Origin of the sequence: Sulfurimonas sp., from assembly GCF_050296975.1 — a bacterium.
Lineage (GTDB): Bacteria > Campylobacterota > Campylobacteria > Campylobacterales > Sulfurimonadaceae > Sulfurimonas.
Map to the genome: position 1 here is coordinate 58534 of NZ_JBNKRX010000003.1, position 25369 is coordinate 83902.

At 34.1% G+C, this 25369-nt stretch carries 29 protein-coding genes; 12 read left to right on the top strand and 17 right to left on the bottom strand.

What is annotated here, in order from left to right:
- The first annotated feature begins 15 nt into the window (after window positions 1-15).
- The 3 genes from asnB to ACQY56_RS01525 all read left to right on the top strand — a co-directional run bounded on the left by asnB (window position 16) and on the right by ACQY56_RS01525 (window position 3979).
- Window positions 16-1860, top strand: coding sequence for an asparagine synthase (glutamine-hydrolyzing) (gene asnB, locus ACQY56_RS01515; RefSeq protein ID WP_428738538.1), 1845 nt, complete (start codon window positions 16-18; stop codon window positions 1858-1860).
- Window positions 1857-2702 (top strand): DMT family transporter, encoded by an 846-nt coding sequence (locus ACQY56_RS01520; RefSeq protein ID WP_428738539.1) that lies wholly within the window; start codon window positions 1857-1859, stop codon window positions 2700-2702. Before asnB ends, ACQY56_RS01520 begins: the two co-directional genes overlap by 4 nt.
- Window positions 2703-2797: 95 nt before the next feature.
- On the top strand, window positions 2798-3979 hold the full coding sequence (locus tag ACQY56_RS01525; protein WP_428738540.1) for an NAD(P)/FAD-dependent oxidoreductase: 1182 nt from the start codon (window positions 2798-2800) through the stop codon (window positions 3977-3979).
- Window positions 3980-3985: 6 nt separating this feature from the next.
- On the opposite strand, the gene ACQY56_RS01530 is transcribed toward ACQY56_RS01525, so the two are convergent.
- The 7 genes from ACQY56_RS01530 to recA all read right to left on the bottom strand — a co-directional run bounded on the left by ACQY56_RS01530 (window position 3986) and on the right by recA (window position 10422).
- Window positions 3986-5029, bottom strand: coding sequence for a CNNM domain-containing protein (locus ACQY56_RS01530; RefSeq protein WP_428738541.1), 1044 nt, complete (start codon window positions 5027-5029; stop codon window positions 3986-3988).
- 15 nt (window positions 5030-5044) lie between these two features.
- Window positions 5045-6373: a magnesium transporter gene (gene mgtE / locus ACQY56_RS01535; protein ID WP_428738542.1), complete on the bottom strand. Its 1329-nt coding sequence runs from the start codon at window positions 6371-6373 to the stop codon at window positions 5045-5047.
- A 24-nt stretch (window positions 6374-6397) separates the two neighbouring features.
- Window positions 6398-7057 carry a glucosaminidase domain-containing protein gene (locus ACQY56_RS01540; RefSeq protein WP_428738543.1) on the bottom strand — a complete coding sequence of 220 codons (660 nt, stop codon included), beginning with the start codon at window positions 7055-7057 and terminating at the stop codon, window positions 6398-6400.
- 10 nt (window positions 7058-7067) lie between these two features.
- Window positions 7068-7703 carry an AMIN domain-containing protein gene (locus ACQY56_RS01545; protein WP_428738544.1) on the bottom strand — a complete coding sequence of 212 codons (636 nt, stop codon included), beginning with the start codon at window positions 7701-7703 and terminating at the stop codon, window positions 7068-7070.
- 56 nt (window positions 7704-7759) lie between these two features.
- Window positions 7760-8035, bottom strand: coding sequence for a hypothetical protein (locus tag ACQY56_RS01550; protein WP_428738545.1), 276 nt, complete (start codon window positions 8033-8035; stop codon window positions 7760-7762).
- 8 nt (window positions 8036-8043) lie between these two features.
- Window positions 8044-9309: a phosphopyruvate hydratase gene (gene eno / locus ACQY56_RS01555; protein WP_428738546.1), complete on the bottom strand. Its 1266-nt coding sequence runs from the start codon at window positions 9307-9309 to the stop codon at window positions 8044-8046.
- Window positions 9310-9378: 69 nt separating this feature from the next.
- Window positions 9379-10422 carry a recombinase RecA gene (recA, locus tag ACQY56_RS01560; RefSeq protein WP_428738565.1) on the bottom strand — a complete coding sequence of 348 codons (1044 nt, stop codon included), beginning with the start codon at window positions 10420-10422 and terminating at the stop codon, window positions 9379-9381.
- 177 nt (window positions 10423-10599) lie between these two features.
- Here recA and ACQY56_RS01565 point away from each other — a divergent pair, with 177 nt between their 5' ends.
- From ACQY56_RS01565 to ACQY56_RS01580, 4 genes are read left to right on the top strand one after another with little or no spacing between them, the layout of a single operon-like run.
- Complete coding sequence (locus tag ACQY56_RS01565; protein WP_428738547.1) at window positions 10600-10809, top strand: hypothetical protein; 210 nt, start codon at window positions 10600-10602, stop codon at window positions 10807-10809.
- 45 nt (window positions 10810-10854) lie between these two features.
- Window positions 10855-11718, top strand: coding sequence for a menaquinone biosynthesis family protein (locus tag ACQY56_RS01570; protein WP_428738548.1), 864 nt, complete (start codon window positions 10855-10857; stop codon window positions 11716-11718).
- Window positions 11719-11985, top strand: coding sequence for a flagellar biosynthesis protein FliQ (gene fliQ, locus ACQY56_RS01575; protein WP_428738549.1), 267 nt, complete (start codon window positions 11719-11721; stop codon window positions 11983-11985). It begins immediately after the preceding gene.
- Window positions 11985-12791: a UDP-N-acetylmuramate dehydrogenase gene (locus ACQY56_RS01580; RefSeq protein ID WP_428738550.1), complete on the top strand. Its 807-nt coding sequence runs from the start codon at window positions 11985-11987 to the stop codon at window positions 12789-12791. The genes fliQ and ACQY56_RS01580 overlap by 1 nt, the downstream gene beginning before the upstream one ends.
- A gap of 4 nt (window positions 12792-12795) precedes the next feature.
- Here ACQY56_RS01580 and ACQY56_RS01585 read toward each other — a convergent pair whose 3' ends face one another.
- The 10 genes from ACQY56_RS01585 to ACQY56_RS01630 form a co-directional block, all read right to left on the bottom strand.
- A complete protein-coding gene (locus ACQY56_RS01585; protein ID WP_428738551.1) occupies window positions 12796-13557 on the bottom strand; it encodes a TIGR04219 family outer membrane beta-barrel protein in 762 nt (253 codons plus the stop codon).
- 125 nt (window positions 13558-13682) lie between these two features.
- Window positions 13683-14189 (bottom strand): thiol peroxidase, encoded by a 507-nt coding sequence (gene tpx / locus ACQY56_RS01590; RefSeq protein WP_428738552.1) that lies wholly within the window; start codon window positions 14187-14189, stop codon window positions 13683-13685.
- Window positions 14190-14295: 106 nt separating this feature from the next.
- Entirely contained in the window at window positions 14296-15870 is a 1575-nt protein-coding gene (locus ACQY56_RS01595; RefSeq protein ID WP_428738553.1) for a diguanylate cyclase, read from the bottom strand.
- A complete protein-coding gene (gene tsaD, locus ACQY56_RS01600) occupies window positions 15870-16853 on the bottom strand; it encodes a tRNA (adenosine(37)-N6)-threonylcarbamoyltransferase complex transferase subunit TsaD (protein WP_428738554.1) in 984 nt (327 codons plus the stop codon). Before tsaD ends, ACQY56_RS01595 begins: the two co-directional genes overlap by 1 nt.
- Window positions 16850-17854 carry a sensor histidine kinase gene (locus tag ACQY56_RS01605; RefSeq protein WP_428738555.1) on the bottom strand — a complete coding sequence of 335 codons (1005 nt, stop codon included), beginning with the start codon at window positions 17852-17854 and terminating at the stop codon, window positions 16850-16852. Before ACQY56_RS01605 ends, tsaD begins: the two co-directional genes overlap by 4 nt.
- A complete protein-coding gene (dxr, locus tag ACQY56_RS01610) occupies window positions 17855-18925 on the bottom strand; it encodes a 1-deoxy-D-xylulose-5-phosphate reductoisomerase (RefSeq protein ID WP_428738556.1) in 1071 nt (356 codons plus the stop codon). It abuts the gene before it with no gap.
- Window positions 18926-19684 carry a phosphatidate cytidylyltransferase gene (locus tag ACQY56_RS01615; RefSeq protein WP_428738557.1) on the bottom strand — a complete coding sequence of 253 codons (759 nt, stop codon included), beginning with the start codon at window positions 19682-19684 and terminating at the stop codon, window positions 18926-18928.
- Between the two features lie 38 nt (window positions 19685-19722).
- Entirely contained in the window at window positions 19723-20037 is a 315-nt protein-coding gene (locus ACQY56_RS01620) for a hypothetical protein (protein WP_428738558.1), read from the bottom strand.
- Between the two features lie 106 nt (window positions 20038-20143).
- Entirely contained in the window at window positions 20144-20617 is a 474-nt protein-coding gene (locus ACQY56_RS01625; RefSeq protein ID WP_428738559.1) for a hypothetical protein, read from the bottom strand.
- Window positions 20618-20674: 57 nt separating this feature from the next.
- Window positions 20675-22003, bottom strand: a complete 1329-nt coding sequence (locus ACQY56_RS01630; RefSeq protein ID WP_428738560.1) for an NFACT family protein — start codon at window positions 22001-22003, stop codon at window positions 20675-20677.
- A 27-nt stretch (window positions 22004-22030) separates the two neighbouring features.
- Here ACQY56_RS01630 and ACQY56_RS01635 point away from each other — a divergent pair, with 27 nt between their 5' ends.
- The 5 genes from ACQY56_RS01635 to ACQY56_RS01655 form a co-directional block, all read left to right on the top strand.
- Window positions 22031-22192, top strand: a complete 162-nt coding sequence (locus ACQY56_RS01635; protein ID WP_428738561.1) for a hypothetical protein — start codon at window positions 22031-22033, stop codon at window positions 22190-22192.
- A gap of 42 nt (window positions 22193-22234) precedes the next feature.
- On the top strand, window positions 22235-24139 hold the full coding sequence (locus ACQY56_RS01640; protein ID WP_428738562.1) for a TonB-dependent receptor: 1905 nt from the start codon (window positions 22235-22237) through the stop codon (window positions 24137-24139).
- Between the two features lie 9 nt (window positions 24140-24148).
- Complete coding sequence (locus tag ACQY56_RS01645; protein ID WP_428738563.1) at window positions 24149-24709, top strand: hypothetical protein; 561 nt, start codon at window positions 24149-24151, stop codon at window positions 24707-24709.
- On the top strand, window positions 24706-25095 hold the full coding sequence (locus ACQY56_RS01650; protein ID WP_428738564.1) for a hypothetical protein: 390 nt from the start codon (window positions 24706-24708) through the stop codon (window positions 25093-25095). The genes ACQY56_RS01645 and ACQY56_RS01650 overlap by 4 nt, the downstream gene beginning before the upstream one ends.
- Window positions 25096-25186: 91 nt before the next feature.
- The coding region (locus ACQY56_RS01655) for a hypothetical protein (protein ID WP_428743701.1) at window positions 25187-25369 on the top strand (183 nt) is incomplete at its 3' end.

Consider the following 25369-nt stretch of genomic DNA (forward strand, 5'->3'; position numbering starts at 1 on the left):
ACTTTAAGAACAAAGATGGCAAAATATCTTCAAAATTTTCTCTGTGGGATTTATATGTGTGCAATTTTTGGAATTTTAGGAGAGTATGACGAACAACAAGCAAGATATGCTCTTGGTAAAATGTCACACCGTGGACCAGATTATTGTGGTGTGATTCAAGAAAATCATCTCTTTTTTGCACACCAACGCCTTAGCATTAACGATACACACCATAGAAGCAATCAACCACTTCGTTATAAAAATATTCTTCTGTCTTTTAATGGTGAAATATATAATTATCAAGAGTTAAAACAAGAGTTGGATTTTGATTTTCAAACCAATGGAGATAGCGAAGTAATTATCGCAGCATACTTAAAATGGGGTGTAAATTTTGTGCAACATCTTCGCGGAATGTTTGCCATAGCTCTTAAAGATGGCGATACACTCTACCTCTTTCGTGATCGACTTGGGAAAAAACCACTTTTTTACATGCAGGATAAAAGTGCTTTTTATTTTGCTTCAGAACTCAAAGCACTCACACCATTTTTAAAACATAAAAAGATGAACCAAGATGCAATGCTTAGTTATCTTAGCTACCTCGCACCTACATCTCCGCACACTTTTTTTGAGGGTATTTTTAAACTCGCTCCTAGTGAATATCTTATTTTTAAAGATAACAACTATAAAGTTGAAAAATATTTTGACCTCTTAGATACTCCATCTAATATCATCACAAACGAAACAGAAGCAATTGAGAAGATCGAACAACTCCTACAAGAATCAATTGAACTTCGTTTAAGTGGAAGCGAAGTACCTATGGCAACACTACTTAGTGGCGGGATCGATAGTGCTACGATCAACTACTTTGCAAAAAACAGCGGTAAAGATTTGCTAAGTTATTCATTGGGATTTGAGGAGTATCGAAAATACGATGAGTTAGATGAAGCACAGCAAAGTGCCAAACTTTTAGGGGTAAGAAATAAAGCTGTTATTGCTACAAAATATCGTTTTATCGATAGTATGGAGAGGGTTTTAGATACACACGATGAACCACTCAACGACCCAGCTACGATCCCACTTTACATCTTACTTGAAGAGGTCAAAAAAGATGGCTACAAAGTGGTGCTTAGTGGCGAGGGGAGCGATGAGCTATTTTTAGGCTATAGACAATATTTTGAGTACATTGAACTAGAACGTGCAAAACATCTCTACCATGCAAACTGGCTCAAAAAATATTTCCGTTCAAACTTTTCCATGAACCGTGAGTGGGAATGGTACAAACGTGCATTTGAAAATGAGGTGGTGTTTCGTTGTTGTAGTGAAAAATTTACCGATATGCAAAAAAATCAGCTTCTTCGTCGCAATGTGCGTGATGGAGAAAGTATGAAATATATCCAATCTTACCGCGATAATTTTGAAAATTCTAGTCATAACGATGAGTCTATCTGGTTTAGTTATATCGATTTAAACCATTTTCAAAGTGAGCATTTTTTAGCAAAACTTGATCGTATCTCTATGGCACACTCTATAGAATCACGTACCCCATTTTTAGATCATAAATTTACCGAACTTATCTTCTCGATTGACCCAAAACTACGCTACCGTGATGGTGTAACAAAATCGTTACTCAAAAAAGCGATGCAGGATAAACTTCCAGAACCAATTATAAAAAGAAAGAAAAAAGGGTTCTCAAATCCATATATGGAGTACTTAATTGAGAGCGAAAAAATAGCTCTAATCGAAGAGGTAAATGAGCAAACAGGAATGTTTAAAAAGGATGTGCTAGAGCGCTACATAGCAACGGCTAAAAGGGGTACTTTTAAACAACACATTTGGGCACTTTATGTCCTTAGCCACTTTATAAAAAAAGAGTTTCTATGACAAAACTTATGATTCTTGCAATGTTTTTGTGGGGAACTGGCTGGACTGCACTTAAAATACTTACATATGAACTCCCTATGGATGTAGTGGTATTTTGGCGCTTTTTCTTTATGAGTGTGACTTTTATACCTATCCTTATATACTTTAAAAAACCTCTAAAACTAGATAAAAACTCACTCAAATATGTACTTTCAAGTTCAGTACTCAATGTTGGTTTTATGTTCTCATCTTTTTATGGTATCAAATATGGTCTTGCAGGGGCTGGAAGTGTTGTAATCACCACTTTTAGCCCAATAATGACTTTTTTACTTGTAGCTATTTTATTTAAAAATAGACTGCAAACAAGACAATATTTTGGTCTACTTTTAGGGCTCATTGGTGGCTATATTTTATTAAGACTCGATAACTTCAACCTCTTTTTAAACTCAGCAAATCTATACTATCTTTTATGTGCAACCATCTGGGCTGGAGTAACTGTGCTCTCACAACACTCCCAAAAATACATCCATCCAATCCACTACAGTTTTTACATCTCGATTGTAGCAACTGTTTTTATGTTCTTTTACTCATACAACTCTAATCTAAGCATTGTCTTCGATCAAGGACTTAACTTTTGGATCGCACTTATCTATCTTGCTGTTTTTGGGCAAAGTATTGCAACCACTATCTTTTTTCTCTCTAGTGGAAAATTAGGAAGTGAAAAAACAAGCTCATTTATGTTTTTAGTCCCTGTTTTTGCACTCTTTAGCGCATCTCTTTTACTGGATGAACCTATGCAACTCCATGTTATTGTGGGTGGAATTATCAGTATGTTGGCAGTTTATTTTATCAATAAAAAATAATTAATTACATTTTATAAGTAAAACATATATTTAATATAACTTTAACTACATTTTCTATAAAATGACTTATTATATCGATCAAAAGGGGTGTTTGTATGAAAAATGTTTTAGTTCTTGGTGGTGGATTTGCTGGTATAGATGCAGCTGTACATTTAAAAAAACTAGGCTATTACGTTACTCTTGTAAGTGATCGAGACTATTTTTATGTCTATCCAACTTCTATATGGGTACCTACACATGATGCAAAGTTTGCAGATGTTTGTGTTGACCTGAGTAAACTCCAAAAAGCTCATGGATTTGAACTTATCATCGATGGTGTTAAAGAGATTAGCTACAAACAAAATGAAATCACTTTAGAAAGTGGCAAAGTGCTTAATAATTATGATTATCTCATCTTAGCTATGGGGGCTTCAAAAATGCAACCTAAAGGTGTTGAAAATACTCTCTCAATCTGTGGAGCACCTGAACAATCTTTACAAATACGTGATAAATTAGATGCTCTTATTGCCAAAGGAAGTGGAAAAATCGCTATGGGCTTTGGTGGTAATCCAAAGGACACCTCAGCAGTTCGTGGAGGTCCAGGGTTTGAGTTGATGTTTAATGTGCATAATATGCTTAAACGTAAAGGGATTAGAGAAAACTTTGAACTGACATTCTTTGCACCGATGGAAGAACCTGGAAAACGTATGGGTCCACAAGCATTACAGATGATGGATAAGTTTTTTACACGTCTAAATATAAAAAAACATTTTGGACAAAAGATTACTCACTTTGAAACTGATGGAATTGTGTTTGAAGATGAGTCTAAACTTGAAGCTGACTTTACTATGTTTATCCCTGCTGGAGATGGACATAGTGTTGTAAAAAATTCCGATTTACCGCAAAATGAAGCAGGATTTGTAAAAACAGATGATTACTCTTGCGTACTTGATGAAAATGCAAATATGACAAATGTATATGCCATTGGTGATGTAGCAGCACTTGAAGGGTATGACTGGCGCGCAAAACAAGGGCATATTGCTGAAGTGATGGCAAAAAATGCTGCACATAATATCTACCAAAGGGATAATGGTGGATTTGATTTTGAGGGGTATCATAAACATCTCAATATTTTATGTGTTATGGATAGTGGAGATGGTGCGGCATTTGTTTATAGAGATGAAAAACGTGCTTTTATGTTTCCACTCCCTATCATTGGGCATTGGTTGAAAAAAGGATGGGGATTTTATTGTAAAAACTCTAAACTTGGAAATATTCCAAGAATACCTGGGATGTAAGAGGAGTTATTTTTCCTCTTCCAATCTTCTTTTGAGCTTCATTTTACGTTTTGCTAGTTCACGCATATCCTCGGTAGTGTCACTCTCATCCATAATCTCGACACCTAAAATTGTCTCAACACAATCTTCTAGTGTTACGATACCTTCTGTTTGGTCGTAATTATCACGCACTAAAAACATATGATCTTTCTTTGCAATAAACATATCCAGTGCTTTTGATACAGGGATTTTTTCATTGATAGAAAAGATGTCTTTTTTGATCTCTTTTAAAGCAACTGTGTCATCTTTGAGTGATTGTTTAAATATTTTTTTTGTAAGAACAATTCCTGTAACATCTTCGATAGAGTTTTTAAATACAGGGATACGAGAGAATTTAAAAATTGCAGGTTGTGTTTTCATAACTTCTTGAATCGTCATATTTTCATCGAGTGCAAACACAACGCTTCTGGGGGTTAAAACCTCTGCTACTTTAATCGTCCTCAGTTTTAATATATTTTCGATTACATCTGATTCTTTCTCATCGATCACACCCTCATCTTCACTCATAAGCATACTCTCTAAAAGCTCCTCTTTTGTCATAGAGTGTGCATCGGTTTTTCCACGAGAAATTTTATTTGTTACTGCCAATGTAAAAATAATTATAGGGTATGTAATCCAGATAAATATACGAATAAAGTATGTTGCTATAGGAGCTAATTTTTTCCAATAAATAGCCCCTATAGTTTTTGGAATAATCTCTGATAAAAATAAAATTGCGAATGTTAAAATAACTGATACATATACAACAGCATCATTACCGAAAATTTTTGCAGCTTGAGCTCCAACAGCTGCTGCTCCTAATGTATTTGCTATAGTGTTTAATATTAAGATTGAGGCGATAGATTTGTTTATATTTTCTTTTTGAATGCGGAGTAATTTACCAACGCTTGGCCTCTCTTTTTCCATTACTGCTATATATGACATACTTATAGATAACAATACTGATTCTAACACTGAACATAAAAACGATATACCAACCGATAACAGAAAAAACAGTATCAATAGATTCAAATGTGTATTCTCACTTTATAATAAAATATATGTTGCTAAACCTAAAAAGCTGAAAAAACCTACAACATCAGTCACAGTTGTTAAAATAACAGTGCTTCCAATTGCAGGGTCAATTTTAAGCATTTTTAACCCTAGTGGCACTACTGCCCCAAAAAAACCAGCCATAAGAAGATTTATAACCATACTTAAACCGATAACCAATCCTAACATACTTATATCAAACCAATACCAAGCAATCAGTCCCATCACTATAGCAAATACAAGTCCATTCATTAATGCAATAAATATCTCTTTTTTTAAGATCCGCCAAGCATCTTTATTGGAGATATCCCCAAGTGCAAGCTGACGCACAACAACTGTAAGTGTTTGCGTCCCTGCGTTACCACCCATTGAAGCGACAATTGGCATCAATACCGCCAGAGCTACTAAACTTTGTAATGTTTGTTCAAACATACCAATCACAAACGATGCTATGATAGCTGTTACAAGATTTATTCCAAGCCAAGTTGCCCGTTTTTGTCCAGCTACTAAGATATCATCATCCTCTTCTGCTTCGTCATTAACCCCTGCAAGATTATACATCTGTTCAGTTGCATGCTCGTTGATAATATCGTATATGTCGTCCGAAGTGATACGTCCTAAAAGTTTCCCATCACCATTTAAAATCGGCATAACTGAGAGGTCATACTCTTCAAAATAGTGTACAACCTCTTTTATATCTTCCGTATCACGCGCAACTTTAGGCTCAAAAGACTCTTCACTCTGCTCAATATTTTCTTTAATTGTTTTTGAAAAGTTAAAGATTAAAAGATCATCTAAACCAACTGCATGTAAAAGCTTATTTCTTCGATCAACAACAAAAAGATTTTGAACATTTTCTAGTTCATGCTCTTTACGAAGCTTTGCAAATCTTTTTATGACATCTTGAACCACTTCATCTTCATATGATGTAAATACTTCAAGCTGCATATATGCACCAGCTTCATCTTCATCATAACTTTGAAGAGTTTCAATCTCCTCTTTGTTTTCGTCATCTAGATTTTTAAAAACCTCTGCAGCGACCTCTTCATCTATATACTCTAACTCTTCTAAAAATTCTACTTGGTCATCTGTTTCAAGCTCATTAACAGCGTGTAAAAGTTCATCTATACTTAAATTGCCAACAACATCTTCAAAATATCTATCGGGTAATGCAAGAGCTACATCACCAACAAGATCTTTTGGGATAAGTTTTATAGCACGTTGAAACTCTTCTGCACTAAGCTCTTTTAAAAGTTTTGCTATGTCTGATGGGTGCATCTCTACATCATCATGTGTTTTTAAATATTCTTCTATCTCTTCCATGGACGTAATTATATCGAAGTAGTATCACTTTGCATCATATTTTGTAAGCTTGTTGTAGCGTATAATACTTTTTATCTCTTCCACATAAAGCTCTCTTTTTTCTGAGTACTTATCTAAACCTTTAGCTATCTCATATACATCATCACTAATATAGTTGAGTTCACGTAATCTTTTATACTGTTTTCCTTTTGCTAAAGTTATATAATATCCCCTGACTGAATCTTCCAATGAATTGTATTGTTTTATCCATACAGTTACATTGTTATCTCTGGTTTTACTTGCAGCTATTTTTTTGTCTTTTTTATGTATGCTCCACATCCCATAAAGATTATTTCCTTCCTTAAAAAAACGTGAAGTACCCCACGCACTTTCCATAGCAGCTTGAGCAATAGCTATGCTTTTTGGAATTGGTTTAAGAGCCATTAATAACTCTTCGTCTGTTTTTATCTTATAAAATGTTTTTAACTCATCTATTTTTACATTGTCTACAGAGTTATTTAGGTCATTTTTAATTTCTAAATATACCTTCGCTCTTCGCTCATATACTTTATCTACTTCAGGTACTACTATCGAATAAAATCTCTTTTTTTTCTCTTTTACACTCATTGTTTTTGCAGGTTTATTTTGTATATCTGCAAATATAGTATTTCCCAATAAAAAAATAATCAGAAGAAGATTTTTCATTTGAACCTTTCTAATAAAGGGTAAATATATATCCATCTTTAGATACTTTTTTATATTTATAACTTCCATCAAGTTCAATGACAACTCTATAATACCCTTTATGGGTACCAACTTTGATCTGAGTTACATCTTCACCCTTAATTTTTTTTGTATAACTTCCTATATCTGTTTCTCTTTGAAAGTCACATACTATTCTATGTGGATTTACCAATAAAAATGAACGTATAATTTTATCTTTTGTCTCAAGATATATTTCGTTTTTATGGATTTTAAATGTTATAAATGGAAGTTTTGCTATCTGTTTAAAAAGTGTTTCTTTCTCTATTATTTTTGTTTTTGTAGTTTTTTTCTCTTGTTCTGTTTGATAGTTTTGCGTGATAAATATAGGTAAATGCCAGTCTATACTATTTTGTAATTCGATAGTTTTATGTTGTATGCTTCCATCTAAATTTTTATAATTGACTGTCACACTCTCAACTGTTCTTGCCGTTGATGGAAGTTGAATACTAGCACGTTTTAGTGGTATCTCTTTTTCAAACTGGTTCGATGTTAGAGGTATATCTTCTGCTTCAATTGGAAAAAATGGATTCTCTCTCGCAATTAAAAAAGAGAAACATAATATAAGAAAAGAGAAGTGTTTAACCATCGTGAAATACCTATTTTTTACAAATATTATATCACAAATGAAATAAGAGTTTTAATTTACTGTGCAGAAATCTCTTTGAGCTCAAAATATTCACGCTGGAGTTCAGCATTTTCTGATTTAAGTCTAACAACCTCATTTTGTAATGAAGTCTCATAGTCTTGTAGATTTAATAATACCTCTACAGAGTTGGTTCCATAAAGAATCATCCCTAAATAAACACCAAAAGTTATCACAACAAAAACAAGCAAAAAAAACTTTTTTAAAGTTAAACCTAGATACTTTTGAACTATATTTTGTTCAGTATCTATCTCTTCAAAAAGTTCTTCTTGCATGATAACTCTTAGTTAAAAAGTGTAGAACCTAAATACTCACCATAAAAAACTTCGTTTTCTATCTCTAAAAGACGGTTGTATTTCGCCGTTCTCTCACCACGCGCAGTTGATCCTGTTTTGATCTCACCACAGTTCAGTGCTACAGCAAAGTCAGCGATAAATGCATCTTCACTTTCTCCTGAACGATGGCTCATTACACATTTGTAACCATTTCTTTGAGCTAATCGTACAGTTAACATCGTTTCACTAACTGATCCAATTTGATTTGGCTTAATAAGAATTGAGTTACCAATACCTTTTTCAATCCCTTGCGCTAAGATATTTGCATTTGTAACAAATAGATCATCACCAACTAATTGAACTTTATCACCTAAACGATCAGTAAGAACTTTCCAACCGTCCCAGTCATCTTCACTTAAACCATCTTCGATAGATACAATAGGGTATTTAGCACATAACTCTTCATAATATGCTACTAATTCTTCTGAAGTTACAGTTCTATTTTCACTCTCCAATCTGTATCCACCATCAACTACAAGTTCACTTGAAGCAACATCTAGTGCAATCGCAATTTGCTCACCAGCTTTATATCCAGCTTTAGCTATCGCTTCCATAATAACTTGGATAGGCTCTTCATTTGAGCTTAAATCTGGTGCAAAACCACCCTCATCACCAAGTGCAGTATTATGATTTTTAGCTTTTAAAATACTTTTGAGGTTATGATATACTTCAGCCGATGCTCTTAAAGAGTCTGCAAAATTTTCAAACCCTACTGGCATAATCATATACTCTTGAAAATCAACTGAATTATCTGCATGGCTTCCACCATTGATGATATTTAACATTGGCACTGGCATAACCATTGCATTTGCACCGCCAAGATAACGATACAGTGGGATATTTAAACTCGCAGCTGCTGCACGTGCTACTGCCATAGATACACCAAGAACTGCATTTGCACCTAAATTTGAGTAATTATCAGTACCATCTAATTCTTTCATGGTTGCATCAACTATCGCTTGATTAAATGGACTCATACCAATTAACGCATCAGAGATTTGAGAATTTACATTTTCAACAGCCTGTAATACACCTTTTCCCATATAGCGATCACCGCCATCACGAAGCTCTAGTGCTTCACGTTTCCCTGTACTTGCACCACTTGGTACAATAGCACTTTGCACTGTACCATCGCTTAGTCTCACTGTAGCTTTTACAGTTGGATTACCACGAGAATCCATCACTTCAATTGCGCTTACATCATCTATGAACATATATTTGCCTTTAACTCTATTTAATAGTGCAATTTTAGCAAAATTTGGTTAAATCTTAGTTTAGGTCTCTTAATCATCCTCTGTAGCTTCAGCTATCTCTGATGTATCCATAGTCATTAGTGAACTCATCCCCATTGCAACTTTGATTTTCTCTTCAATCTCACGAGCCAATTCTGGGTCTTCTTTAAACTTTAGTTTCACATTTTCACGCCCTTGCCCAAGTTTTGTCTCTCCATAGCTAAACCAAGCACCACTTTTATCTATAATGTCTAGTTTTACACCATAGTCACAAAGTTCACCCTCTTTAGATATCCCCTCACCAAACATGATGTCAAATTCAGCTTGACGAAATGGAGGTGCTACTTTATTTTTAATAACTTTTGCTTTTACACGGTTACCAATTTGTGCTTCACCTTGTTTGAGTGATGCTATACGACGGACATCAATTCTTACAGAGGCATAAAATTTTAAAGCATTCCCACCAGTTGTAGTTTCAGGTGAACCATACCCCATCATCCCAATCTTCATACGAATTTGATTGATAAAGATAACTGTACAGTTCATTTTATTTAAAACACCAGTGAGTTTTCTAAGTGCTTTAGACATAAGTCTTGCTTGAACACCTACTTGTTGATCGTTCATCTCCCCTTCAAGTTCCACTTTTGGTGTTAATGCAGCAACAGAGTCAACAACAATTAGATCAACTGCACCACTACGTGCAACAGTTTCTACGATATCAAGTGCTTGTTCACCGTAATCTGGCTGAGATACTAAAAGATTGTCAATATCTACACCTAGATTTTTTGCATATACTACATCTAAAGCGTGTTCAGCATCTATAAATGCACAAACACCACCATTTTTTTGACACTCTGCTGTAATTTGAAGTGCTAATGTAGTTTTTCCTGAACTCTCTGGTCCATATACCTCTATAACTCTCCCTTGAGGTACACCACCAATTCCAAGAGCTAAATCAAGTCCTAATGAACCTGTTGAAATAGATTGTATAGGTTCTATCTCTTTATCGCCTAGACGCATAAGAGCACCTTTTCCAAAAGCTTTATCTATTTGTTTAATCGCTAAATCGAGTGATTTTTGTTTGTTTGCATCCATCTTATGCTCACTTATATTTGAAATTTGAGAAATTATATTCAAAGTTTTTTTGTTTTACGATTAATATGACAAATTGACATATTTTTTCAAAGTAGCTATTAACTGATAATTATTATTAATTTGACTTATCATTTGAATTGATGTATTATATACCAATTTTTTCATCAAGGAGAAACTATGAATAAACTAATTGTTATACTATTATGTAGCTTATTCCCACTCATTGCTTTTGGGGATTCTTCAAAAAATTCAAAATATGATCCAGCTTTATGTAAAGTCTTTCAAGACAAAATCAAATCATATGAACAGCAAATGCGTGATGATGAATACGCAAAAACTACTTTAGAGTCTTATAAGAAACGTGCGAAAATTTATTGTACAAAATAGTTAGCGTAAGTGCTTTTTTAGTCTCTTTGGGCTAAAATCTTTTTTATGAAAAAAACACTTATAGCACACTCACCAGACGCCGATGATATCTTTATGTACTATGCCATAAAATTTGGCTGGGTAAATATGGTTGGTACTCACTTTGACAATATCGCTAAAGATATACAAACACTCAATGAAGATGCCTTAAATGGTGTTTATGACATAGTTGCTATTAGTTTTGCCCTTTATCCACTCATTGCAAATGAGTATGCACCTCTGAGAACTGCTGTGAGTTTTGGAGAGGGGTATGGTCCTAAAGTTATAAAGAAAAAAGACACAAAACTCAAACGTAATTTTAAAGTAGCCCTTAGTGGAAAACACACTACAAATGCAATGCTCTTTCGCATAGCCTATCCTGATGCTCGTATCACCTACATGAACTTTTTAGAGATTGAACAAGCTGTACTTGATGGTGTTGTAGATGCTGGTGTACTCATCCATGAATCTATCCTTACTTATGATGAGAATCTTGAAGTTGAACGTGAAATGTGGGATATTTGGCAAGAGCTTAGTGGTGGTGGACTTCCTTTACCACTTGGTGGTATGGCAATTCGCCGCTCTATTCCTCTTACAAAAGCTATAGAGTATGAAGCTACGCTTACTAAAGCAGTTGATGTAGCTCGTAAACATAAAGATAGACTTTCTCAAATGCTTTTGGAGCGTGATTTAGTTCGCATCGATGCACCTACACTTGATAAATATCTTGAACTTTATGCAAACGATGAGAGTGTCAGTTTAAGTGAGATTCAATACAAAGCAATCAATAAACTTTTTGAAATTGGATATAACCATGGTTTTTATGATAAACTAGTGTGTGTTGAAGATTATCTCATCCCAACAGAATATAAAGAGTTAAGGTACTCGTAAATGGAAGCAAAACTTATAGCATTAGGTGTTGAAACATTTAAAATCGCTCTTATGTTAGCCCTACCAGCTTTACTTGTTGGTATGTTGCTTGGTTTGATGGTTTCTATTTTTCAAGCTACAACACAGATCAATGAGATGACGCTCTCTTTTATTCCAAAAATTTTGGGCGTTGTAATCATTATAGTACTTACTATGCCATGGATGATTAATGAGATGCGTGATTTTTCTATGCATGTATTTAACCTTATCCCCAATTTCGTTGAGTAATGCAAAAAAAATCTATCAATTTTAAAAACTACTCCTCTTTTAAAATAGGTGGTGTTTTTGATGTTGCACTATTTGAAAATGGTGACACAAACTACAAAGACTTTTATCTCATTGGTGCATGTAACAACACACTAGTGGGTAATAATCCCCCTCCACTTATGATGCTTAGTAAAGATTTTGACTATATTAAGATAGAAGATAATCAACTCAAAATCGGTGGTGCTACACCTTCTGGGAAAATCGCCTCTTTTTGCAAAAAAAACAATATTACCAACTTTGAATTTCTCTCTCATCTTCCAGGAAAACTTGGTGGTTTGGTTTATATGAATGCAGGTCTTAAAGAGCATGAAATCTTTAACAACCTTGTAGATATTACCACACCCAGCGGAACTAAAATTAAAGATACAATTGAATATGGGTATCGCTATACAAATATAAAAGAGCCTATTTTAGAAACAAGTTTTTCTTTAGAGTATGGATTTGATGAAAAAAAAGTACAAATGTTTAAAGAGATGCGCTCAAACCAACCAAGTACACCATCAGCTGGAAGCTGTTTTAAAAATCCACAAGGGGACTATGCGGGGCGACTCATTGAAGCTGTAGGACTTAAAGGCAAACGAGTTGGAGATATGGCTTTTAGTGAGGAACATGCAAACTTTTTAGTTAACTACGGAAATGGTACATTTGAAGATGCGATCACACTTATCAAAGAGGCACAAAAAAGAGTTAAAGAGCAGTTTGAAATAGATTTAAAATGTGAGATAGTTATTTTAGATAAAGAGTATCTTAACAAAAAGATACTCTAAACTCTTAAAAACGAACCATTAACCCGCCATATACACCCGAGAATTTTAAATCAGTTTTTGTTTTGTCATCATCGGTTTCAAGTTCATAATTTTGTGCTCTATATCCAATCTCTACTGCTGGTTGTACTACAGGAATAAAATCTAAAGTATAGTCAACTTTTACTCTTATATCTGAAAGAGTTGAACCACTATATGTAACATATTTTACATCTGATTCTAGTCCGATATTTGTTGCTGGTATCTCAACACGAACTCTTGCATATCCCATTGGAGCTGCTAAAGAGATATCATCTGTATAATCACCAGTACCCACACCATAAATAGTTACCTCATTAGCTTTAAAGTTTGCATCCAATACTTTAATATCAACTCCTAAATCAACTGTTAGCCAAGCTGTATTGTCTAGTATATTATAGTAAGCGACAACATCATATTGATTTAACTCAAATGACCCTGTAGTCTCTCCAGAAGTACTAAAGTCTTTGAAGTATCCTTCTGCTTTCCCGGCATCCTCTACACTTGCATACTCAAGTCTTAAGTTTGGAACGATAGGGATAGGGTGTTTTATAAGCATCCATGCATAAGCAGCTGTTTTCTCTTTTTCATTACTTGTATAAGAACCTGTATTGCTTCCATCTGTGTATTTAATTGTACCTGTTGGTTTTTGGTTCCATCCACCAACACCTAGTTCAACTCTAGCAAAATCTGCATTTGCAGCTGTAGTGAGTGCTAAAACAGATACTATAGAAGATATAATTTTTTTCATGGTTATAACCCTTTGTTTAGTATGCACTATTATAGCAGATATAAAAAAAGTTGAAAAGTTTTTAAAGGGGCGGGTCCTTTTAGGACCCTAAAATAGGAGGAAGTTTTCTCGGAGAAGAAAAAAATTTATTTTTGTGCTGCTTCTAAAGCTGCATCGTAGTTTGGTTCTTCAGTAATTTCTGGAACAATCTCTTTGTAAGTTACAATACCATCTGCATCTACAACGAAGATAGCACGGCAAGTAACACCAGCTAATACAGAACCGCCTAAAAGTACTCCATACGCGTTAGCAAAATCTTTATTTCTAAAATCTGATGCAACAGTTAATTTATCGATACCTTCTGCTGAACAAAATCTTCCAGCAGCAAATGGAAGGTCCATAGAAACAACAGTAGTTTTCACACCATCTAAATCAGCAGCTTTTGCATTGAAGTTACGAGTTTCAGTAGCACATACGCCAGTATCTAGTGAAGGAACAACAATAATTAGTTGTTTTGTACCTTGCGCACCACCTACTACAACATCGCCTAAGCCATCAGAATTTACAACTGTAACTTCTGGAGCCTTATCTCCAACATTTACTTGATTTCCAAGTAGCTCTACATCTGCACCTTTAAATTTAGTAGTTGCCATATCGGCTCCTTAAGTTTAAATTTTGTAACGAAGGAAGTATATTTTAAATAGGATAATTTTACTCTTATTTAAAAAAAGAACAGTTCTTCATAAGATTTTTTTAAGTTTATGCCCTAAATCCATCAGCAACTATCTTATTTCTCCCTGTTGTTTTTGCCAAATACAAGAACTCATCTACCCTTTTTAAAAAAGTTTCAACCTGATCGTTTTGTTTTAGTTGTGTAACACCGAAACTGCATGTTAGATGATCGACAACACTAAAATGTGTATTTTCAATCTTCTTTTGCAGTTTTTCCGTCAATAACAATGCATCACTTAGAGATGACATTGGTAAAAGTATAGCAAATTCTTCACCACCCCACCTTGCAAAGATATCACTTTCACGAATTTGTTTCTTTATAATAGTAGTTAACTCTTTTAAAGCTACATCTCCCACGTCATGTCCATACGCATCATTTATGTTTTTAAAATGATCTATATCAAAAAATATAATGCTTAAATCTGATGTATATCTTCTTGATACTGACACCTTATGCCCTAAGATTTTATCAAAACCACGTCTATTTAATATACCAGTCAATGGATCATGTATAGCCTCTTTAGAAGCAAGTTCTGTTTTTCTTTTTTCCCTTTTTAGTAAAGTAAAAATCAAAAATGCCATGATTGTATTGACTATAGATAAAAGTACCATTACTTGCGAACTTCGTTTTTTTACTATATCCATTGTAATGCTATAGTTATAACCTACTATATAAGCAACTTTTTTCTTATCAAAATTTCTTACAGCTATAAAACTTACAACTACACTTTGATTTTCTACATTTCCTATATGGGTAACAATAGTAAAGTTATCTTGTGCTTCTATCTTTTGTGCAACCTCATTAGCGATAGATTTATTGATAGAAAAAATATCATTGAGTGAGATACCCATACTATTGTTAAGTGTTTTTTTATCTATACTATAATGCCCAAAAGCACTCCGCATATAGTTTATTTTTTCATCTTGAAACACTTTTTCTTTGATTACATCATTATTTACAAGGAAAAGATAAGATGTTTGTGTATTTACCTCTAAAACGTGTTCTAAAAATGCTTTAAATGAGTAAGATATCTCTACAGTTCCTACAAACTTTTTATCTTTAAATATAGGATAGACATGTCTAAAACCGTTAAAGATTCTCCCCTCTTCAAAACACTCAATAGGTCTTTTATATCTATTTACATAAACTATTGATTCCCTTACATCAACTAGAGAATCTCCAAACTTTTCAGGTCTATGAAAACGTAAAAAACTTTTTACACCAGGGAGATGAAAATGAAACTGTCGTACACCCAGTTTTTTCATATACTCATAATCTTTTTCATACTTAGTATATAACTCTTCTCTAAGTGCTGCTAATTTTTTTGGATCGTTTGTTTGGGTAGCTTTGTACATGATATCCGATGTCACATCACTATCTATGACATTATCATAAAGCACTTTTGCAATCAAATTAAGATAATGCTCCCCCATCTTAATTTGTGTATCTAATTCTTTAGATTTAAACTCTAAAAAAGTTTTTTTGTCCTCTTTTTCTTTATACTCAATTGTAAAAAATATTACCGCTTCAAATATGACAAAAAAACCTATCACAATGATAAGTACATGTTTTTGCTTTTTAAGAAACTCATAAATATTCATTACATCTTACTTTTTGCACAAATATCAAGTGCTTCAAGACTTGAAAACATCTTCTCTTTATACATATCAACTGCCACTCTTCCAATCATTGCTGCATTATCTGAACAGTATTGTAATTCGCTTAACAGCAGCTCTGCTTTATATGGTTTTAGTAATTCCTCGATCTGTGAACGCAAATAAAGATTTGCACTCGCTCCTCCAACTATAGCTAAACATTTAGGCGGGTGTGTTTTAAAGTACTTTTTGAGCTTCATAGTGATATGTTTTGTAGCTATATGCTCAAATGATGCGGCTATATCTTTATAAAGCTCTTTATCTTCACCTGCTTCTTGCACTGCAAGACGTACAGCATTTTTTAGTCCAGAATAACTAAATGCTATCTGCGGGGATTGATGCAAGGGAACTGTGAAGTTATACTTTAATCTATCACCATCTTTTGCCAATGCTTGAATAAGTGGACCTCCTGGATAACCCAAGTCCATCATCTTTGCAACTTTATCAAAACTCTCCCCAAAACTATCATCCATAGATTTGGCAACTGTTGTGATATCATGTAAACTTTTTACCTCCATCACTTGCGTGTGTCCACCAGAAACAAGAAGTACTGTAAGTGGAAAAAGTGTCTCTTTTTCTATAAAAAGTGAGTATATGTGTCCTATGAGATGATTTACTCCAATAAGTGGAATATCTAAAGCGATAGCTATCGCTTTAGCCATTGTCACACCCTCTATCAGTGTCACTGCAAGTCCAGGCGAAGATGTTACTGCAACTGCTTTTAAATCTTTAAAGTATGGCTTAGCTTGTTCAAGTATTTTTGGCAAAGTTTCAGCATGTAATCTCGCTGCTAGTTCAGGCACAACTCCACCGTATACACTATGCTCAATCTCTTGAGATATCTTTTTATGAAACAGCAGTTTATTAGTTGCTATCTCTGTTATAGCTATAGCACTATCATCACATGAGCTTTCTATTGATAGAATCATATATCTGCCTTTTGAAATGTACACATTGTAGAGAGTGGAATTTTTAATACAAAACATGTGTTATACCCATCTTCAAGCATACTATTTTGATTGACTAACTGCAAATCACCTCTAAAGATTTTTTTGACTATCTCTCTTGACATATACAAACCAAGCCCTGTCCCTGTTTGTAGAAATTTTGTTGTAAAGTAGGGCATAAATATTTTTTCTCTATTTTCTTCCAAAACCCCTTCACCTGTATCGTAACAATACAACTCAACTTCGCTATCACTATTTGAGCACAATACTAATTTTACCTCTTTACGATCTTGTTGTAAACAAGCATCTTTTGCATTATTAAGTAAATTTAAAATCACTTGAATCAAAGATGCAGCAAAAAAGATATCTTTTGAAAGTTTATTTTCTACCGTTAAATTGGTAGAAACGTTCTGTAAAGAGATTCCAACTATACTTTCTACCTCTTTAATAATTTGTGTGAAGTTTTTCATCTCATTATGGGTGCGTTTATCAAAAAAAGAGCTAAAATCATTAATTGTCTCAGCCAAAAAAACTGTATTTTGCTCAATGATATCTAAGTTTTTTTGCTCATTTGCTTTATATTGATCTTGTAACTTCAAATTAATTATCGCTAGATTAATGGTATTAAGAGGTTGCTTCCACTGATGAGAAATATTTGCCATCATCTCCCCCATCAAAATAAAACGGGCTTTTTCAAACAACAAAATCTCTTGTTCTTGCCTTTTTGCAATCTCCTCTTCTAAATGCTCTTGAATGTGTACTAACTTATACGACATTCTTACTATTAACCAAAGTGTTAAAGGAGCTATACTAAGTGGCAATAAGATTGAGAATACAAAAAGTAAAGATGTATACTCTTCATGAAAGATCATTGTAAAGAGATACACTAAAACGATAGAACTTATTAAAATAAAAAAACTCCCCCACAATATTACTTTGGTAGTTGAATAAGTGGAGATTTTATCTATTATTTTTGTCTGCATCTATTTTTCCAAGAGAATAAACTCTCGAACCTCTTTATCTAACGCAAAAACATCCTCTATAGTTTTTGGTTTTACTCTAAAATGCTCATACGCTTTGATAATATTTTTACTAATATCCATAAAACCTATCTCTTTAGCTATGAACTTCTCAATCGCAGCTTCATTTGCAGCATTTACAACAACACCAAGTTCTGGATTTTTGAGCAAGTCTTCTTTGATCTCCCATACAGGATAGCGTTCTGGTGTAATCTTTCTAAACTCTAAAGAGCCCACTTCTAAAAGATCTACATGTTCTAGCACTTCACCATTGAACTTTTGGTCGAGTGCATAAGCGATTGGGAGTTGCATCGAAGCGTGTGCAAAATGTGCAGTAGTTGAGCCATCTTTATAATCTATAAGTGCATGTATGAGTGATTTTGTCTCAATGATGGCATCATAATTTCCCTTACCAAAAAGCCAGCGGGCTTCTAAAAGTTCAAACATTTTATTTACCATTGTAGCACTATCGATCGTGATCTTTTGCCCCATCGACCAGTTTGGATGTTTTTGTGTGTCTTCTAAAGTAGCGTTATGAATATCTTCGATTACCCAATCACGAAATGCACCACCACTAGCAGTAATTGTCATTTTATTTATGGGACGGTCTTGTGATAAATACCAAAGTCCAAAATGTTCACTATCGATCGGCTGGATTTTTGAAGTATCTATAAAAGCCCCAGCAGTTACGAGTGATTCTTTATTTGCTAGAGCTATCTTTTTTCCACATTCAAGTGCTTTTAGGGTTGGACGAAGTCCTAAAAAGCCAACAAGTGCATTAACAACCAACTCACTTTGCGCATCTGCGATCACATCTAAAATCGCCTCTTGCCCATAGTGTACATTTGGATGATCTACTTTTTGTACATCATCTTGGTTTGCCACTACTACTACTTTTGGATTATGCTCTTTGATCTGCTCGTTGAGCAGTGCGATGTTGTTTCCACACACAAGCACCTCAACATCAATACCAAGCTTTTTAGCAACTATAAGGGAATTTACCCCTATAGAGCCCGTTGAACCGAGTAATACCACCTACACAAGTCCACGAAGAAGCACTAACATCACAATAGCACCAAAAAGATAGCCGTCAATTCTATCAAGTATACCACCATGGCCTGGTAAAATATCACCACTATCTTTTACACCTGCAGCTCTTTTTAAAGAAGATTCAAAAAGATCACCAAATACTGATGAGATAGCTACAAAAAATGAGATAAAAAATGCTACTGTAAAATCAACTATAGGAAGTCCAAAAAAGAGTCCGCCGAGTGTTGCTACAAACACACCACCTACGACACCCTCCATAGTTTTTTTGGGAGATGTTTCACAAAAAGGAGTTTTTCCAACACTTTTACCAACAGCATACGCTCCTACATCTGCAAGTGCTACTACTGCTAAAAGCCACAAGAGTGAAAGGATTCCATACTCTTTATACATTGTCAAAATAAAAAGCATACCCGCCGTTGGGTAGATAAAAGGGAAAAAGTCTTTCCATGGTAACTCTTTGTTGTATGCAACTGCCGAAGCATAAGCAACCCCAGCTAAAACAAAAAGATCATCCCCATATGGGTATACTCCAGCAACCAACCAAATCCCAATGGCATAGATTAAAAGTCCATCTTTCTCTACACCAAAAAGTTTTACAGCTTCATTAAATGCTAAGATATAAACACCACCAAGCACTAGCCACATTAAAAAGAGATTATCTATAAAACCTATCACTAAAACGACAGCTAAAAGTGCTAAACCAGTTACTATACGCTCTTTATGTTCTTCAAATATACTTACCATGAAAGTATCCTATACAAAATATTACTGATTATAGCTTATCACACTTTAATATCTAATTTATAAATTGATGGCGCCTCTTCATCTGTTTCTTCATCTTCATTGTTAGCTTCACGCTTTTTACTTCTTTTATTTTCTTGATCTGCTTCTTCTCTCATATGTTCACGATCAGGGTCAACCTCTTGATTTTCCTCTGTCGGACGTACTTCAAGTACCTCTTCTTCTTTCTCTTGAACTTGAGCTTGAGCTATCATATTTTGAAAATCAACACGATTATTATGTGCATTTTGCAAAGCAGTAGCTGATTGAGTCATTTGATTAACAAAGATTGCATTTCCTATCGGTCCAACAGCCATAACTTTTTCCTTTATTTAAGTACTATATCACAGTAACTCTGTCATCTATTTCAATACTTCTAAAGATATGTTATTTTATGCGTTTGGACTCTCAAAGCAACTATCTTTAGAAATAGTAACGTAACAGCACTGATGAACATGTGCCTACAGAAGTAGTATCTCCAAAACCAAAATTTAAACTTACTTCAGCACCCAAAGTAAACTTCGGATCAAAAGCGTATTCAACACCTGCTACAGGTCCTAAATTAAAATTGGTTTCATCTGTAGTACCTTGATCCATGTTACCAATACCTATATATCCACCATAATACCCTTTTAATTTAGTATTAATACTTTTTTTCAGATGTAGCGCCGTACCTACAACAATTTCATGTCCAGAATTTCCATCAGTATCAGCGTAACTAAATCCTATGAAAGGCTCTAAGCGTAAATCTTGATCTATATCAATTGTCGCTCTAATCGTAGGAAGATCTTCCGCTATGCCTACACCTAACCCAAATTTATTATCTGCAAATACCGCTGTAGATAAAGTACCTATCAGTACAACCGCTGTCAATAACTTTGATAAGTTTGTTTTCATTCCATCTATCCTTATTTTTGTTTCGCACCATTGTACACAAAAAAAGTATATAAATGTTTAATACCGTGTATCTACTTCTACGGTCTGATACTTATTGTAAAGTACATTAGCCCCATTTTGGATATTTACTTCACGCCTAGGGGTATAATCGACCAAAAACTTATCTTTTGAAGTGGTAGAAAAATCTACACACAATCTTGCAGCCGATTGTATAATTCTCTGGGGCAGAGTTTGTTTATCTGTAGTTATTATAACATGCGTTGAAGGTCTATCTTTTAGATGCAACCAAATATCTCTGGCTTTTGCAGCTTCAAGCAGTTTAATATTCCCTTTTTCGTTTTTACCAAGTTGTACCTTATACCCTTCGATCCAAAAGGTCTCAATTGATTCATCTTTTTTGATCTTTTTATTTTGTATCTGTTTAGGGAAAAGCAGTTCTATCTTTGCGGTATCTTTTGCTTCTTGAACCGTATTAATAAAAAGTTTTGTGTGTTCAATCTTACTTCGTAAAGATTCCTCTTCGATATGTAGATGTTTTGCACGTTGTTTTGCTTTTTTGCTCTTTGCAAAAAAACTCTCACTGATCAAAAAAGCGTTTGGGTAATTTTTCTCTAAACTTACCTCTTTGAGTGTTCCATCATAATCATTTAACGCAAGTTTTTTTGTATACGGTTTAATGTTTTGAGCATTTGCTAACACTAAATTGCCTATATATTCAAACTCTTGTGCTTGGTTTTTTAGTAACTCCTCTGAGTCAAGTTTAGTATAGAATTTTTCTAATTTTTTAAGTCTCTTTTGTAAAAAAGATATCTTTTGTTTTTTGAGAGATGTCAACTTTTGATCTTGTTCTTTTTCATACACCTTATATAAAAACTTTTCTACATCTTCAATTGGATACTCTTTTGCTTCAAAAGGAGGTGCAGGTACATCTAAAAGTTTTTGCCCAACACGCACTTCACGAAACGATGAAAACAGATCGATATGACGCAGGGCTTCTAGGACAATATTATCCTCATCTAAAACAATGATATTTGTATATTTTCCAGTAAATTCGAGTTGTAGGAAAGTAACTTCTTCTTTATACGCGGAAGCAATGGAGATTTTTAAGCGTATAATTTTATCTCCGTTTAAAAGCTCTACACCCAAAACATTTGCTCGATTAAACCGTTTTGCTAGTATCACATCAAAAGGAGCATTATACACTTTACTTCGAGGGTACTCTTGACACTTAAATATACTCGAATTTGACCGTGTCATATTAAAATATATCTCATCATCTCGGTCAAATACAATCTTTACAATCGTGTCATTCACTCTATGAATAGCTGATATTTTTTGAAAATTTTTGAGATACTCTACGATCTGCTTTAGGTATGATAATTTCATAAGGGTATTTTAGCTAAACTTCGATTTATGAATGTACACACCCCAAGAGGTTTTGGAAAAAACTACTTTTCATTAGCAGCTATACAAGCATATATCTCACAGATCAAGATTATTGCACTGATCTCGTCTATTTGTACGCTTAGTGGTAAACCTCTTCGTATTCAGATAGCTTCTCCTCCAACAAAATAGTTCCTTTTCTCAAACATACAAAAAATTATTATAGGGATTATAATGCAAAAAAAACTACAATTATCACTACTATCAGTTGCTCTTCTCAGCCAATTAAACGCGCAGGAAATTACACTTGCTCCTCTTAAAGTAACATCAACTGCAATTGCTACAGATGAGTTAAAATCAACTGATGCAATTGAAGTTTATACTTCAGAAGATATCCAAAAAGCACACGCAAAAAATGTTTACGAATTTTTAAACAACCAAACTTCTGTCTTTGCGACAAGTGGTTATGGAAATCAGTTTTTACAAAAGATTGATCTTAGAGGTTATGGTGTTGGTGATGGCTACCAAAATATCGTAGTTACTATCAACGGTAGAAAAATGAACAATGTCGATATGGTACCGCAACTGCTCTCATCTATTGCTCCATCTTCTATTAAAAGTATAGAGATTATTAAATCATCTGGAATTGTAACTGGCGGTGATGGAGCGAATGCTGGTGTTATTAATATCGTAACAAAACAGAGCAATGACAAAGAGTTCTCTTTTTATTTAGGGAACCATGGTATCGCTGATGGTGCTTTTTATCTGGGGCACAAAGGGGAAAAGCTTTCACTTAACTTCAGTGGTGAAGCACAAAAATCAGAATCTCTTAGAATCGTTGACACAGCAGGAACAAAACCAACAAATAAGTTCTCAACTGCGACATTTGATCTTTCATATACTCCTACTACTGCTCTTGAACTTCATGCAGCTGCATCTACAACAGATACAGATGTATACTATGCTGGTGCGCTAACAAAAGCACAATATGAAGCAGACCCAACGCAAAAAGGATCGTATCCATCAGAGCAAACATATAAAAGTAACGTTGTAGGTGCAGGAATAAATTACGAGATAAACTCCAACTTTGCCCTGCATCTTGATCTTTCAAATGAAAAAAAAGAATCAAACTATGTTACATATAGTTCAGTTACAGACTACCATTATAAATCTTTAAGTGCTTCACTTGATTATGATAGCCAACTTGTTTCATTAAAAGCTGGTGTTGATGGTTTTGATGGAGATTTAGAGCGAACTAATCTCACTCTAAACAAGTCAAATAAAGCTCTATTTCTTATCTCTGAGATTTATTTAGACGAGTTTACTCTCAAAGCTGGTTACAGACGTGAAAAAATAGAGTTTGAAAAAATTGGTGGTGAACAAAAAGATGAGTCTCTTAATGGTATTGAACTAGGTGTAAACTACGCTTTAAGTGCTACAGATTCATTTTTTGCCAACTATTCACACTCTTATGAATCATCTTCACTAGATAGAATGTTTAGTCTTTACTCTGGGACATATACAGGGTATGTAAAACCTTCTCAAGCAAATAACTATTCACTAGGATTTAATGATATCCGCCCAAACAATAAACTCAAAATCTCGTTGTACTATACTGATCTCAAAGATGAGATATATTACTATGCTGATCCAAGTTATATGAATTCTAAAAATACAAATATAGACAAATCACATAAGTACGGGCTTGATCTGTATGATCAATGGCTTATCTCACAAAATTTTAATGTAGTCCTCAACTATAACTATGTTCAAGCGATTATAGATGAAGAGATAGAAAACGGAGAAAATTACGCAGGAAATGATCTCCCAGGTGTCTCTAATCATAACGTAAAAATAACGTTTGATTATCTACCAAACGAGTATACAACTATCTCTTTAGTTGAAGTGTATAGAGGTGAAGCATATGCTGCCAATGATTTTAACAACAACTATACTCAAAAACAAGAAGCTTATACTGCAACAGATTTGATTGCAACGTATGCCAAAGATAGTTGGGAAGTTTTTGCTAAAATAAACAACTTATTTAACCAGAAAAATGGTTTTTGGGTACAAGATGATGCAATCTACCCAATAAATTTCACTACAACTGGTTATGTTGGGTTCAAACTTAAATATTAAGGTCTTTAGATGGTAATCAATACTCGGGAGTTTTTAAAATACAAATTTTTCAACTCCCTATTTCTTGGTCTTTCAATTGGGAGCATATTTACCCTTTATGCTCCACTGGAACCATCCATCTACTCTCTTGGCGGAATTTTCTTGGCATTTGCAATGCTCTTTATCGCCAAGATTTATTATAAAATCCTCAACCTCAAAGCTTTTTTTCTTATAAGTGTTTTGGTTGAGGTTGTTATTTTACTTTTAATCTTGTACTTTCTAGTGTTTAACTATAGTTATACAACTGCTCTTTTAATCTATATGGGATATCAATTAACCTTTGTTTTTGGGTCGTATTTGTTACGTGCTGAAACTCTGTTTTTCCCTAAAGCACAACTCCTAAGTATCATCGATGTGATAAAACAAAAATCATATCTTGTTGGGATGTTGTTTGCCTATGGATTTTACAAATCATTGGAGTATTTTTGGCAGATTAGTGACAAACAAGAGCAGGTTTATCTTGTCCATTTTCCACTTTTAGTGTGTGAAATTCTTACGATCTATTTTTTACTAAAGGCTTTTAAAAAATGAGTTATAAAGAGTGGTTTGAGGTACATACTTTAAAACATGCTCAAATAGTCTCTAAACTCCAAGCTAAAAACTTTTCAAATGAGCAAATTAGAGAATATTTTGATTTTGAAAACATGCTCAAAAACGAAAAAGATTTTTGCCCTTTATATGCCAAGGGCAAAAAATGTCACGATATGGAAAAACTCAACTGTTACTTTTGTGCCTGTCCCCATTTTCGTTTTAACGATGATGGCATAGAGCAAGTTGATAGTAAAACACTCTACAGCACGTGCTCGATCAACTCCAAAGATGGCTCTTTGTACACTTATGGCGATGCAATTCACCAAGACTGTTCAAAATGTACTATCCCACATCATCCATCTTTTGTAAAAAATAACACATTTTAAAAAACTTTTACTTTAGATAAGATATACTTCATTTTACCATTATTTAATAAAATATGTTAAATTAAATTACTATAAAACTAAAGGAATAAATATGGGCAGATTAGTACTTACAGAGTCGTGTGTAATCAAGTGCGCACATGGAGGAGTGGTACAACACCCATCAACTGATCCCATACGAACTATTGGAGGTTTAAAACCAAACTTTTGTGTCGATATCCTTGGCGCTGCTATCAGTGGGTGTCCTTTAAATTCCCCCTGTACTAAAGTAGCTGCT